The following is a 12,389-nucleotide window of genomic DNA, read 5'->3' on the forward strand; positions in this document are numbered from 1 at the left end:
GCGCCCGTGACCCCTCCGCCCGCCGCGCCGGTCGCGCCGTCTCCGGTCAAGCCTGCGTCCGCGCCGGCCGCTCCGGCGCCTGTGCAGGCGACGGCCCCCGCCGCTGCGGCGCCCGTGACCATCCGCGTCGATCTGGAGCGGGTGGACCGCCTGATCAATGCGGTCGGCGAACTGGTCATCCAGCAGGCCATGCTGGCCCAGCGCGTGACCGAAAGCGGCCTGGCCCGCTCGTCCGACATCGGCCTGGGTCTGGAAGACCTCGAACTGCTGACGCGCGAGATTCAGGACAGCGTCATGGCCATCCGCGCCCAGCCGGTGAAGTCGGTGTTCCAGCGGATGCCGCGCCTGGTGCGCGAGGCGGCCGAGGCCACCGGCAAGAAGGTGAAGCTGGTCACGTCCGGCGAGGACACCGAGGTCGACAAGACCGTGGTCGAGCGCCTGGCCGAGCCGATCACCCACATGCTGCGCAACGCCATCGACCACGGGCTGGAAAGCCCGGCGGACCGTCTGGCGGCGGGCAAGCCGGAAGAGGGGACGGTGCGGCTGGCGGCCCTGCACCGCTCGGGTCGGATCGTCATCGAGATCTCCGACGACGGCAAGGGCATCAATCGCCCGCGCGTGAAGGGCATCGCCGTCGAGCGCGGCCTGATCGCCGAGGATGCGGTGCTGTCGGACGACGAGATCGACAACCTGATCTTCCTGCCGGGCTTCTCGACCGCGACCGAGGTGTCGGACCTGTCGGGCCGGGGCGTCGGCATGGACGTGGTGCGCCGCTCGATCCAGTCGCTGGGCGGGCGCATCTCCATCACCTCCAATCCGGGCAAGGGCTCGACCTTCACCCTCAGCCTGCCGCTGACGCTGGCGGTGCTGGACGGCATGGTGGTCGGCGCCGCCGATCAGACCCTGGTCGCGCCGCTCGCCGCCATCGTCGAGAGCCTGACCCCCAACGAGGGCGACATCCACTACGTCGGCGGCGTCGATCCCGTTTTGCGCTTCCGCGAGGCCTTCGTGCCGCTGGTGGACGTCGGCCTGGTCATGGGCTTCCGCGACGCCCCGACCGAGCTGAAGGGCGGGGTGGTGATGATCGTCGAGACCGAAAGCCGCCAGCGCGCGGCCCTGCTGGTCGACGCCATCCACGGCCAGCGCCAGGTCGTCATCAAGAGCCTGGAAACCCATTACCGCCACGTCGAGGGCGTAGCCGCCGCCACCATTCTGGGCGATGGCCGCGTGGCCCTGATCCTCGACATCGACGCCCTTGTGACCGCCAAGCGTTCCCGAACCCCGTCGCGTTCCGACCTGCAAATGGCGAGCTGAGACCATGACCCCGACTGAACACCAGACCCTGACCCCCAATGTCGCCGGGACCGACCGCGAACTGATCGCCTTCCGCATCGGCGAGCAGGAATTCTGCGTCGACATCATGAGCGTGCGCGAGATCCGCGGCTGGACCCCCGCCACGCCCCTGCCGCGCTCGCCCGCCTATATGAAGGGCGTCATCAACCTGCGCGGCGTGGTGCTGCCGATCATCGACCTGGGCGCGCGCTTCGGCCTGGCCACGAACGAGCCGACCGAACGGCACGTCATCATGGTGGCCCATGTCGGTTCGCGCCTGGTCGGCCTGCTGGTCGATGCGGTGTCGGACATCGTGCAGCTGTCGGACGCGGCCATCCAGCCGACGCCGGACGTGGCCAGCGAACAGGTGAAGTCCTTCGTGAAGGGCATCTTCGCTGTCGAGGGCGGCCGCATGATCAGCCTGATCGACCTCAACAACGTCCTGCCGGAAGGCGAGGCCGAAGCCGCATGACGACCGTCGCCGGGCGCGAAGCCCTGGTCGAAGGCGAGTTCGTCTTCACGGCCGAGGATTTCCGCCACATCGCCCAGACCCTGCACGCCCACGCAGGCATCGCCCTCAGCGAAGGCAAGGCGGCGCTGGTCTATTCGCGTCTGGCCAAGCGGCTGCGTGTGCTGGGGCTGCGCAGCTTCCGCGACTACTGCGCCCTGATCGACGGCGTGGAGGGCGTGGACGAGCGCCAGGCGATGATGGCGGCCCTGACCACCAACGTCACCCGCTTCTACCGCGAGCCGCACCACTTCGATCACCTGCGCGACAAGGTGATGCCGGAACTGGCCGCCAAGGCGCGCGCGGGCGGGCGCGTGCGCCTGTGGTCCGCCGCCTGTTCGAACGGGCAGGAGCCCTATTCGATGGCGATGACGGTGCTGGACGTCCTGCCGGAAGCGGCGGAACTGGACGTGCGCATCCTGGCCACCGACATCGACCCCAACATGGTCGCCGAGGGCGCGGCGGGCGTCTATTCCGACGATCTTCTGGCCCCGGTCCCGGCCGCGTCGCGCAAGCATTTCACGCCGGTCGCGGGCGCGCCGGGCCGGTTCAGCGCCGATGCGACGCTGCGCCGTCTGGTGGCGTTCAAGGAGCTGAACCTGATCGGCGACTGGCCGATGCGCGGCCGCTTCGACGTCATCTTCTGCCGCAACGTGGTCATCTATTTCGACGACGCGACCCAGGAGCGGGTCTGGGGCCGGTTCACGCCGATCCTGAACCCCGGCGGCGTCCTCTATATCGGCCATTCCGAGCGGGTGACGGGCCCGGCGGCGCAACAGCTGCAGCCGGCCGGACTGACCACCTACGTCAAGGGCGCGGGGGCATGAGCGCGGTCTCGGTCCTGGTGGTGGACGACAGCGCCACCATGCGCAGCCTGATCAGCGCCGTCCTGCGCCGCGATCCGGAGATCAACGTGGTCGGCACGGCCGCCGATCCCCTGGAGGCGCGCACGAAGATCAAGGAGCTGAACCCCGACGTCATCACCCTGGACGTCGAGATGCCCAACATGAACGGGCTGGAGTTCCTCGAGAAGATCATGCGGCTGCGGCCCATGCCGGTGGTCATGGTCTCGACCCTGACCCAGGCGGGGACCGACGTGACCCTGGCTGCGCTGGAGGTCGGCGCCGTCGACGCCGTGGCCAAGCCAGCGCCCGGCGTGCCCGCCGCCGAAGCCTTCGCCGACCTGGCCGAGAAGGTGAAGGTCGCCGCGCGGTCTCGTGTTCGTCCGCTGGAGGATCGCGCGGTTCGGGGACACGAGGGCGTCTATCACGCCGACCCCAATCATGTGCTGGCCATCGGCTCGTCCACGGGCGGGGTCGAGGCCTTGCTGACCATACTGTCGGCCTTCCCGGCGGACTGCCCGGCGACGGTCGTCACCCAGCACATGCCCGCCAGCTTCACCAGGAGCTTCGCCGCCCGCCTGAACAAGGTCTCGGCCGCCACGGTCAGCGAGGCCGAGGACGGCGCGCCGCTGAAGCCGGGCCATGTCTACATCGCGCCGGGCGGCGAGGCTCATCTGGCCGTGTCGGGCGGGCGTTGCCGCCTGGTCGCCGCCGATCCGGTCAACGGCCACCGCCCCTCGGTCGACGTGCTGTTCGGCTCGGTCGCCCAGCTGGGCCGGCCGATGACGGGCGTCATCCTGACCGGCATGGGCAAGGACGGGGCCAAGGGCCTGCTGGCCATGCGTCAGGCCGGCGCCCGCACCCTGGGCCAGGACGAGGCGTCCTGCGTCGTCTACGGCATGCCCCGCGCCGCCTTTGAGCTGGGCGCCGTCGAGCGTCAGCTGCCGTTGTCCCGCATGGCTTCGGCCATTCTCGAATCCTGCGCCGCCCGTTCGGGCGCGCCCCAGTCTGTTGCGTAAGGACGTTCATGCCCGCCGCTTCCGCTATCCGCACCCTTGTCGTCGACGATCAGCTGACGATGCGCTCCTTAGTCCGCGCCAGTCTGCAACAGATCGGGGTGCGCGACATCGAGGAGGCGCCCGACGGCGAGGCGGCCCTGCGCTCCCTGCTGGTCCAGCCGGTGCATCTGGTGATCTCGGACTTCAACATGCCGAACCTGGACGGGCTCAGCCTGCTGCGGGCCATCCGGGCGCACCCGCCGATCTCCAAGACGGCCTTCATCATGCTGACGGGCCGGGCCGATCGCGAACTGGTCCAGCGCGCCGTGCAGTTCGGCGTGAACAACTACCTGGTCAAACCCTTCACCACCGCCCAGCTGAAAGAGAAGCTGGAAGCGGTCTTCGGCACGCTGACGTGATCGGCGCGGCCGCTCAGGAGCCGGTGGAGCGGCGCGTGCACGTGGGGCAGGGCGATCACTGCGTGTCGTCCGATCCCGACGTCGTGCTGACGACCGTCCTGGGCAGCTGCGTGGCCCTGTGCCTGCGTGATCCGGCGGCCGGGGTGGGGGGCATGAACCACTTTCTGCTGCCCGAAGGGGCGGGTTCGGGAACGGACGCCAGCCGCCGCTACGGCGCCTATCTGATGGAAGTGCTGATCAACGACGTGCTGAAGGCGGGCGGGCGTCGCGACCGGCTGGAGGCCAAGCTGTTCGGCGGCGGCCGCATGTTCGACAGCCTCAGCGACGTGGGCGCCGCCAACGCCGACTTCGCCGAGAAATTCCTGGCCGACGAGGGTATCCCCGTCGTCAGCCGTAGTCTGAGAGGCGCGGGCGGGCGCCGCATTCACTATTGGCCGGTCAGCGGTCGGGCGCGTCAGCGCGTGGTGACGGACGGCGCGATCCTGCCGCCCGCGACGCCGCCGCCGCCGTCCGTCGCGACCGGCGATCTGGAGCTCTTCTGACATGGGCGAGAACGACAACCGCGATCTGTTGGCCGCCATGGCTGCGGAGCTGGCGGACATCCGCGCTGAGATCGAGGCGGCGGGCGGCCTGGTGTCCGAAGTGCTGCGCCAACTGCCGGCCGAGGCGCGGCTGGGCTATCTGACGCGCAGCCAGAGTTTCGATGTCCTGTCCCAGCGCATCGAGGCCCTGTCGGGCCTGGCCCAGGCCGTGGCCGACGATCAGCCGATGGACACCGCCTTGGCCGCCCTGCCCCTGGCCGAGATGGCCGAGCGGATGCAGGAGACGGCGCACCGCGCCCGGCCCGGCGCGGCCCCGATCGCAGACGCTGACGACACCGAACCCGTCGCGACGGCGGGCGTGCTGCACCTGTTCTGAACCATGGCCGAGGACCGCATCAATCTGGAGCAATCGACGGTCCTGCTGGTGGACGACGCGCCGCAGGCGCTCGACATGCTGGGCTCGATCTTCCAGGGCTTCGGCGTCAAGGAGCAGATCAAATGCCCCTCGGCCGTCGAGGCGGTGAAGATCCTGCAACAGCGCCCGGTCGATCTGATCGTCATCGACTGCGGCGACCCGGAGATGGACGGCTACGCCTTCACCCGCTGGCTGCGGCGCGAAACGCCTGCGCCCCTGCGCTACACTCCCGTCATCCTGGTGACGGGCCACGCCTCGCAGGCCAAGGTTCAGGAAGGGCGCGACTGCGGCGTCAGCTTCGTGGTCGCCAAGCCCCTGACGCCTGCGGTGCTGCTGAAGCGCATCCTGTGGCTAGCGGGCGACGAGCGCGAGTTCGTCGAGTGCGAGACCTACGTCGGCCCCGATCGCCGGGTGCGCAACTTCGGGCCGCCGGTCGGCATGGCCGGGCGACGCAAGGGCGACCTGTCGGCCCACGTCGGCCACGCCGTTGAGGAAAACATGGATCAGGCCGACATCGACATGCTGTTGAAGCCGCAGAGGGTGTCGCTGTGAGCGAGGTTCGGACGCAGAAGATCAGGACGTCTCTGGCGCAGCAGATGGCCCAGCCGGACGGTCGCGCCCTGGCGGATGTTGAACGCCGCGCCAATGAGCGCCTGGGCCGCCACAAGGCCGAAGTCATGGCCGAGATCGAAGCCGCCGTCGCGGGGCTGGAAGGGCTGTGCGCCGCACGGTCGGAGGCGTCGGCCGCCGAGGTCTATCGACTGGCGTCGCGCATTCTGGATCTGGCGGGTTTCTTCGACACTGGCCCGCTGTTCGACGCCGGCTACAGTCTGGCCGACGTGTCGGATCGCATGGCGACGGCCGACGCCTGGGACTGGCCGCCGGTCCAGGTGCACGTTCAGGCGTTGCGGCTGATCCTCAAGGCCGGTTGCGAACGCAATGCGGCTACCGATCATCTGTTGGCGGGACTGAAGGCCGTAGCGGTGAAGACGCGCGCCTAATTCCTTCTCCCGCAAGGGGAGAAGGGTCGGATCAGCTGTAGCGGGCGATGCCCAGGTCGGCGGACTCGATCTCCGGGGTGCGGCCGTCGATGATGTCGGCGATGACGCGGGCCGAGCCGCAGGCCATGGTCCAGCCCAGGGTGCCGTGGCCGGTGTTCAGGAACAGGTTGTCCAGCCTGGTCTTGCCGATGACCGGGGTGCCGTCGGGCGTCATCGGGCGCAGGCCGGACCAGTAGCTGGCCGCCTTCAGATCGCCCGCGCCGGGGAACAGCGAGCCGACCGAATGCTCCAGCGTGTTGCGGCGCTGTTCCGGCAGGACGTTGTTGTAGCCCGAGATCTCGGCCATGCCGCCGACGCGGATGCGGTCGCCCAGACGGGTGATCGCCACCTTGTAGCTCTCGTCCATGATGGTCGAGACGGGGGCGGCGGGCTCGTCGATGATCGGGGCCGTGATCGAATAGCCCTTCACCGGATAGACCGGCAGGGTCATGCCCAACGGCTTGACCATCTGCGGCGAGTACGACCCCAGCGCCAGCACATAGGCGTCGGCCGTGACCACGCCCTTGTCGGTCTTGACGCCGGTGATGCGGCCGCCTTCGGCGATCAGGCCCTGGATGGTCGTGCCGTACTGGAAGGTCACGCCCTGAGCGGCCGTCGCATGATCGGCCAGGGCGTTGGTGAATTTGAAGCAGTCGCCCGTCTCGTCGCGCGGCAGGCGCAGGCCGCCGACGAACAGGTCGCGCGTGGCCTTCAACCCCGGCTCGGCTCGGATGCAGCCGTCCTGGTCCAGCACTTCGAACGGGACGCCGCCTTCGCGCAGGACTTCGGTGTCCTTGTAGATGCCGTCCAGCTGCTTTTGCGTGCGGAACAGCTGCAGCGTGCCCTGGGTGCGGTGATCGTACTCAAGGCCCAGTTCGTCGTTCAGCTCGGTCTGCACCACCTGGCTGTAGTCGGCCAGGCGCACCATGCGCGCCTTGTTCAGGGCATAGCGGCTGGAGGTGCAGTTGCGCAGCAGGGCCAGCAGCCAGCGCACGGTCGGGGCGTTGATCTGGGGGTGCAGGATCAGAGGGGCGTGGCGCATGAACAGCCACTTGACCGCCTTGGCCGGAATGCCGGGCGCGGCCCAGGGCGAGGAATAACCGGGCGAGATCTCGCCCGCATTGGCGAAGCTGGTCTCCAGCGCCGGGCCGGTCTGGCGGTCGATGACGGTCACCTCATGACCCTGGCGGGCCAGGTAGTGGGCGGTGGTCACGCCGATGACGCCGGCGCCGAGAATTGCGATCTTCATGGGTCTTGACCTTGCGCGAACCAGACGCGTGGCCCCCTAGACCAGATTTTGCGCCCTTCACGCAAGTCGCAGTTTGTGTGCGTCGCAATATCGGCGGTGTTGATAAGGACTGCCTGTGTTCGGCCGATCACGGTTGATTATTTGCTCGCTATATCGGGCAGGCGCGACAAGCTTGATCTAGGAGGATCGGGTCGGGTCGGTCAGCGGCTCGCCGTAGTGGCGGTCGCCGTGCAGATTGGCGGCCAGGGGGGCGGTGGTCCGCTCGATCAGGCGATGCACCTCGGGCTTGTCCGGCCCCTGATGCAGGGCGCGGATGCCTTCGTTGACGGCGGCGTCCGCGTGGGTGATCCGCTGGTTGTGCCGGATGTAGTCCAGCCAGGTCGGCGTCTGGTATTTCTCGACCCAGATCTGCGGTTCGGCCAGGTCGCGCATCAGGCGCCACTGGCGCGCGCCGTCGCGGCGGCGGATGCGGCGCCGTTCGTCCATCAGGGCCAGGAAGGCGTCGATGTCCTCCTCGCGGATGCGATAGGCGATGGAGACGATGACCGGCCCGCTGCGCGGTTCGATCGCCAGGGCGGTCTGCGGTTCGGTCCAGCGGCGCAGCAGGTCCATGTTGAGGTTGGCGGTCGAGGGCAGGGGCACGCGCAGGCCGATCAGCACGCACAGAACCAGCACCCCCGCCGAAACGCCCAGGGCGACGTCGACGCCATAGGTCTGGGCCAGGCTGCCCCACAGCCAGCTGCCGCCCGCCATGCCGCCGAAGGCCGCCATCTGATACAGCGCCAGCGCCCGCGCCACGACCCAGCGCGGCACCGACATCTGCACGGTGACGTTGAAGCTGGACAGCACCAGCACCCAGCCCGCCCCCGCCAGCATCAGCGCCGGCAGGGTGACGGCCAGCCAGGGGATGTAGGCCAGGCCCAGGGCCGCCGCCGCGAAGGCCAGGGCGGCGACGCGGACGATGGTCTCGGTCTCGTATTTCGCGCGCAGACGCCCGACGAACAGCGCCCCGCCGACCGCGCCGATGCCGAACGACCCCAGCAGCAGACCGAACGCCAGGGGGCCCCCGCCGCCTTCGCGCGCGACGACGGGCATCAGGGCCTGGACCGCGCTGGCGCCGACGCCGAACACCACGGCGCGCAGCAGCACGGCCGTCACGCGCGGCGACAGGAAGGCGTAACGCACCCCGCCCGCCATGGCCGCCAGCAGGCCCTCGCGCGGCAGGGTCTGCTTGGGCCGCTCGGGCTTCCAGCGGAACAGCACGACCAGCAGGCCCAGATAGCTGACGGCGTTGACGGCGAAGGCCGCCGCCGCGCCCGCCGCCGCAACGATCATGCCGCCCAGCGCCGGGCCGACGCTGCGGGCCATGTTGAAGCCCATGGAGTTCAGGGTCACGGCCCCGGCCAGATCCTCACGCGGGACCATGTCGCCGACCGACGCCTGCCACGCCGGGCCGTTGAAGGCCGTGCCGCAGCCGATCAGGAAGGTGAAGGTCAGCAGCACCCAGGGCGTGATCCAGCCCATCCAGGTCATGGCGGCCAGCCCCGCCGAGACCAGCAGCATGAAGGTCTGGGCCGCCAGCATGATCTTGCGCCGGTCCACCGTGTCGGCCAGCGCCCCGGCCGCCAGCGACAGCAGCATGATCGGCAAGGTGATCGACGCCTGCACCAGGGCGACCATCTGCGCCGAGGCGATGGAGGTCATCATCCACGCGGCGCCGACCGACTGGATCAGGCCGCCGAAATTGGTGACCAGGCTGGTGATCCACACCGCCCGGAAGATCGGATGCCGCAGCGGCGCCAGGGCCGAGGGGCGCTCCGGCGGGACGGACGGCGGCCCAGAAGCGGCGGCGGCGTCGGTCGAACTCATGCGGGGCGGCTCCTCGCATGGACGATACGGAGCAAGCGGGAACCGACGACGACCATGCGGGCAGTCCACACGGCTTCGACGGGGGAAGCAAGCCGGGAAGCGGTCACTCTGGGTTCCGGATTATTGGCGTCGCGAGGGCGGCGGCGGGACGCTATAGGAAGGTCGTGACCGTCCCAGCCGTTCCCCCGATGTCGCCCTCGACCCCCTTCACCGTCGCCGCCCTGTATCGTTTCGCGCCCGTGGCCGACCCGGCGGCGCTGCGCCTGCACCTGCTGGACCTGTGCGGGACGCAGGTGCGCGGCACGCTTCTGGTGGCGCATGAGGGGATCAACGGCACCATCGCCGGGCCGGAAGCCGACATCGCTCGCGTTATCGACGGCGTGCGCGCCCTGCCGGGGTTCCAGCGGCTGGAGCTGAAGTATTCGACGGCCCAGGCCATGCCCTTCCACCGCATGAAGGTGCGGGTGAAGGCCGAGATCGTCACCATGGGCCAGCCCGACATCGACCCGGTCGAGGGCGTGGGAGCCTATGTTTCGCCTCAGGACTGGAACGCCCTGATCGCCGATCCCGACACCGTTCTCATCGACACGCGCAACGACTATGAGGGCGAGATCGGCGCCTTCGAAGGCGCCGTCCAGCCCAACACCCGCACCTTCCGCGAGTTCGCCGACTGGTTCCGCACTGAGGGGCGCGCACTGCTGGACCGGCCGACCCCGCCCAAGGTCGCCATGTACTGCACCGGCGGCATTCGCTGTGAAAAGGCCACCGCCTTCCTGAAGGCCGAGGGTGTGCGCGACGTGCATCACCTGGAAGGCGGCATCCTGAAATATCTGGAGACGGTGCCCGAGCCGGAAAGCCTGTGGCGCGGCGAGTGCTTCGTCTTCGACGAGCGGGTGGCCGTGGGGCACGGGCTCGTCGAGGGCGAACATACGTTGTGCCGGGGATGCCGGATGCCGGTCAGCCCTGAGGGGCGTCGCTCTGCGCGCTATGTCGAGGGCGTGTCCTGCGACCGCTGCTGGGACAGCCGGGATCAGGTCCAGCGCGAAGGCTACGCCGAGCGGCAGAAGCAGATGGAGATCGCCCGCGCCAGGGGCGTGGCGCACGTGGGGGCGGCGCAGAAGGGTTAGAAGTCTCTCTCCGCCCGTGCCATCCTCCTGCCCCTGTCAGGAGGCCCGCCCATGTCCGCCTTGCGTCCCGTCGAGCGTCTCGACACCCATGAGGTGTCCAATCAGGTTCCGCCGCTGGAGGACGTCGACCTGTTCTCCGGGGACAGGGCTCTGCACGACGCCGTGCGCCATTGGGGCGGGGCGGGGCATGTCGAACGGCTGAGCGATCTGGGCCGCCGCTGCGGCTCGGCCGAGGTGATCGACTGGGGCGTGCAGGCCAATCGCGTCCCGCCGGTGCTGGACACACACGACCGCTACGGCCGCCGCATCGACGAGGTGACGTTTCATCCGGCCTATCATCAGCTGATGGACCTGGGGCTGGGCGCAGGCGTCGCCGCCGGCGCCTGGGACGGGACGCCGAACGGGCATCTGCTGCACGCTGCGATCCTGTTCCTGACGGGGCAGGCGGATTCGGGCACCAGCTGTCCCATGACCATGACCTACGCCTCGGTCGCGGCGCTTCAGGCCGATCCGGCCGTGGGCGAACCGTGGATCGGGGGCGTGCTGTCCGGCCGTTATGACCCTGCGGTGCGTCCGGCGAGCGAGAAGGCGGGCGTGACGATCGGCATGGCCATGACCGAGAAGCAGGGCGGCTCGGACGTGCGCGCCAACACCACACGCGCCGAGCCGATCGGCGAGGACGGCTGGTATTCCCTGACCGGGCACAAGTGGTTCTGTTCGGCGCCGATGTGCGACGCCTTTCTGACGTTGGCCTATGCGCCGGGCGGGCTGACCTGTTTCATCCTGCCGCGCTGGCTGCCGGACGGGACGCGCAATACGGGCTTCCGCGTCATGCGGCTGAAGGACAAGATGGGCGACCGTTCCAACGCTTCGTCCGAGGTCGAGTATCACGGCGCGCTGGCGCAAAGGCTGGGCGAAGAGGGGCGGGGCGTGGCGACCATCATCCGCATGGTCCAGCACACGCGGCTGGACTGCGTGGTCGGCTCGGCGCTGCAGATGCGCGGGGCGCTGGCCCAGGCGGCGTGGCACGCGGCGCACCGCACCGCCTTCCAGAAGCGGCTGATCGATCAACCGATGATGGCCGCCGTCCTGACCGATCTGGCGGTGGAGAGCGAGGCGGCGACGGCCCTGTCGATGCGGCTGGCGGCCACCTTCGACGCAGATGACGCCGTGGGGCGTCTGTTGACGCCGGTGGCCAAATACTGGGTCTGCAAGCGCGCGCCGAACCTGGTCTATGAAGCGATGGAGGCGCTGGGCGGCGCGGGCTATGTCGAGACGGGACCGATGCCGCGCCTGTTCCGCCAGTCGCCGCTGAACGCCATCTGGGAAGGCTCGGGCAATGTCATCGCCCTGGACGTGCTGCGCGCGGCGGGGCGCGAGCCGGAGGCCGTCGAGGCCCTGCGCGACTGGCTGGCGTCGCAGGCCGGGAAGTCCCCCGACTATGACCGCTTCATCGCCGGATTGGACGTGACGGCGAGCGAGGCGGGGGCGCGTCTGGCGGTCGAACGTCTGGCGCTGGCGGCCCAGGCGGCGGCCCTGCTGGAGATGGACAGTCCCTCGGCCGAGGCCTTCATCGCCCTTCGCCTGCGTCCGCGCGGCATGGCCTACGGGGCCTATGAGGTCGAGGCGGATCACCGGGCGGTGCTGGAGCGGGCCATGCCGCTGTGAAGCCCAGATAGGACGAAGGCCTCGCGGGGGCTCCGCGAGGCCTTCGGTGGTGGAGCTAAGCGGAGTCGAACCGCTGACCTCTTGAATGCCATTCAAGCGCTCTACCAACTGAGCTATAGCCCCAGGCCGTTTCGGCTTGGTTATGTCGTCGACCGGATCAAGCGAAAGCGCCTGGAAAGGACGAAGGCCCCGCGGCGTTCCGCGAGGCCTTCGATGGTGGAGCTAAGCGGAGTCGAACCGCTGACCTCTTGAATGCCATTCAAGCGCTCTACCAACTGAGCTATAGCCCCGAACCTTTCGGTCGGTCCCGCCGGGGAGAGAATGTCGCCCCCCGGCGAGGCGCGGAAACTAGGTCAGGCCGTTTTGAAGATCAAGCGGGT

General features: G+C 69.3%; 13 protein-coding genes and 2 tRNA genes. 11 read left to right on the forward strand and 4 right to left on the reverse strand.

All coding sequences use genetic code 11. The features are described 5' to 3' along the window. The 9 genes from ACU5AP_RS13660 to ACU5AP_RS13700 form a co-directional block, all read left to right on the forward strand. Window positions 1-1,314, forward strand: a 1,314-nt coding sequence (locus ACU5AP_RS13660; protein ID WP_446681373.1) for a chemotaxis protein CheA, incomplete at its 5' end; no start/stop codon positions are given. A gap of 28 nt (window positions 1,315-1,342) precedes the next feature. Then, window positions 1,343-1,804: a chemotaxis protein CheW gene (locus ACU5AP_RS13665; protein WP_373863225.1), complete on the forward strand. Its 462-nt coding sequence runs from the start codon at window positions 1,343-1,345 to the stop codon at window positions 1,802-1,804. Continuing rightward, a complete protein-coding gene (locus tag ACU5AP_RS13670) occupies window positions 1,801-2,667 on the forward strand; it encodes a CheR family methyltransferase (protein ID WP_003166011.1) in 867 nt (288 codons plus the stop codon). Before ACU5AP_RS13665 ends, ACU5AP_RS13670 begins: the two co-directional genes overlap by 4 nt. Further along, a complete protein-coding gene (locus ACU5AP_RS13675) occupies window positions 2,664-3,701 on the forward strand; it encodes a protein-glutamate methylesterase/protein-glutamine glutaminase (protein ID WP_046652163.1) in 1,038 nt (345 codons plus the stop codon). Before ACU5AP_RS13670 ends, ACU5AP_RS13675 begins: the two co-directional genes overlap by 4 nt. Before the next feature lie 8 nt (window positions 3,702-3,709). Continuing rightward, a complete protein-coding gene (locus ACU5AP_RS13680; RefSeq protein WP_003166009.1) occupies window positions 3,710-4,099 on the forward strand; it encodes a response regulator in 390 nt (129 codons plus the stop codon). Continuing rightward, window positions 4,096-4,641, forward strand: a complete 546-nt coding sequence (locus ACU5AP_RS13685) for a chemotaxis protein CheD (protein ID WP_003166008.1) — start codon at window positions 4,096-4,098, stop codon at window positions 4,639-4,641. The genes ACU5AP_RS13680 and ACU5AP_RS13685 overlap by 4 nt, the downstream gene beginning before the upstream one ends. A gap of 1 nt (window position 4,642) precedes the next feature. Further along, the gene (locus tag ACU5AP_RS13690) at window positions 4,643-5,017 is read left to right on the forward strand and encodes a hypothetical protein (RefSeq protein ID WP_003166007.1); all 375 of its coding nucleotides are present in this window, start codon (window positions 4,643-4,645) and stop codon (window positions 5,015-5,017) included. A 3-nt stretch (window positions 5,018-5,020) separates the two neighbouring features. Then, window positions 5,021-5,608 carry a response regulator gene (locus ACU5AP_RS13695; protein WP_003166006.1) on the forward strand — a complete coding sequence of 196 codons (588 nt, stop codon included), beginning with the start codon at window positions 5,021-5,023 and terminating at the stop codon, window positions 5,606-5,608. Further along, a complete protein-coding gene (locus ACU5AP_RS13700; RefSeq protein WP_446681374.1) occupies window positions 5,605-6,057 on the forward strand; it encodes a chemotaxis protein CheE in 453 nt (150 codons plus the stop codon). The genes ACU5AP_RS13695 and ACU5AP_RS13700 overlap by 4 nt, the downstream gene beginning before the upstream one ends. A 31-nt stretch (window positions 6,058-6,088) precedes the next feature. Here ACU5AP_RS13700 and ACU5AP_RS13705 read toward each other — a convergent pair whose 3' ends face one another. Both ACU5AP_RS13705 and ACU5AP_RS13710 read right to left on the reverse strand, forming a co-directional pair. Next, on the reverse strand, window positions 6,089-7,369 hold the full coding sequence (locus ACU5AP_RS13705) for a D-amino acid dehydrogenase (RefSeq protein WP_332839811.1): 1,281 nt from the start codon (window positions 7,367-7,369) through the stop codon (window positions 6,089-6,091). Between the two features lie 153 nt (window positions 7,370-7,522). Further along, the gene (locus ACU5AP_RS13710) at window positions 7,523-9,214 is read right to left on the reverse strand and encodes an MFS transporter (RefSeq protein ID WP_181409308.1); all 1,692 of its coding nucleotides are present in this window, start codon (window positions 9,212-9,214) and stop codon (window positions 7,523-7,525) included. 188 nt (window positions 9,215-9,402) lie between these two features. On the opposite strand from ACU5AP_RS13710, the gene trhO reads away from it, so the two are divergent. Both trhO and ACU5AP_RS13720 read left to right on the forward strand, forming a co-directional pair. Further along, window positions 9,403-10,341, forward strand: a complete 939-nt coding sequence (gene trhO / locus ACU5AP_RS13715; protein ID WP_088410373.1) for an oxygen-dependent tRNA uridine(34) hydroxylase TrhO — start codon at window positions 9,403-9,405, stop codon at window positions 10,339-10,341. Between the two features lie 51 nt (window positions 10,342-10,392). Beyond that, window positions 10,393-12,009: an acyl-CoA dehydrogenase family protein gene (locus tag ACU5AP_RS13720; RefSeq protein WP_446681375.1), complete on the forward strand. Its 1,617-nt coding sequence runs from the start codon at window positions 10,393-10,395 to the stop codon at window positions 12,007-12,009. A gap of 47 nt (window positions 12,010-12,056) precedes the next feature. Here the strand turns inward: ACU5AP_RS13720 and ACU5AP_RS13725 are convergent. Then, a tRNA-Ala gene (locus ACU5AP_RS13725) sits at window positions 12,057-12,132 on the reverse strand. A 91-nt stretch (window positions 12,133-12,223) separates the two neighbouring features. After that, window positions 12,224-12,299 (reverse strand) — tRNA-Ala (locus tag ACU5AP_RS13730). Between the last annotated feature and the right edge of the window lie 90 nt (window positions 12,300-12,389).

The organism is Brevundimonas sp. RM1 (genome assembly GCF_052907225.1).

Excerpts from the sequence above, each read along its gene's own strand:
- ACU5AP_RS13670 (WP_003166011.1), top strand. The coding sequence starts at position 1,801 with ATGACGACCGTCGCCGGGCGCGAAGCCCTGGTCGAAGGCGAGTTCGTC.
- ACU5AP_RS13675 (WP_046652163.1), top strand. The coding sequence starts at position 2,664 with ATGAGCGCGGTCTCGGTCCTGGTGGTGGACGACAGCGCCACCATGCGC.
- ACU5AP_RS13680 (WP_003166009.1), top strand. The coding sequence starts at position 3,710 with ATGCCCGCCGCTTCCGCTATCCGCACCCTTGTCGTCGACGATCAGCTG.
- ACU5AP_RS13690 (WP_003166007.1), top strand. The coding sequence starts at position 4,643 with ATGGGCGAGAACGACAACCGCGATCTGTTGGCCGCCATGGCTGCGGAG.
- ACU5AP_RS13695 (WP_003166006.1), top strand. The coding sequence starts at position 5,021 with ATGGCCGAGGACCGCATCAATCTGGAGCAATCGACGGTCCTGCTGGTG.
- ACU5AP_RS13710 (WP_181409308.1), bottom strand. The coding sequence starts at position 9,214 with ATGAGTTCGACCGACGCCGCCGCCGCTTCTGGGCCGCCGTCCGTCCCG.
- trhO (WP_088410373.1), top strand. The coding sequence starts at position 9,403 with ATGTCGCCCTCGACCCCCTTCACCGTCGCCGCCCTGTATCGTTTCGCG.
- ACU5AP_RS13720 (WP_446681375.1), top strand. The coding sequence starts at position 10,393 with ATGTCCGCCTTGCGTCCCGTCGAGCGTCTCGACACCCATGAGGTGTCC.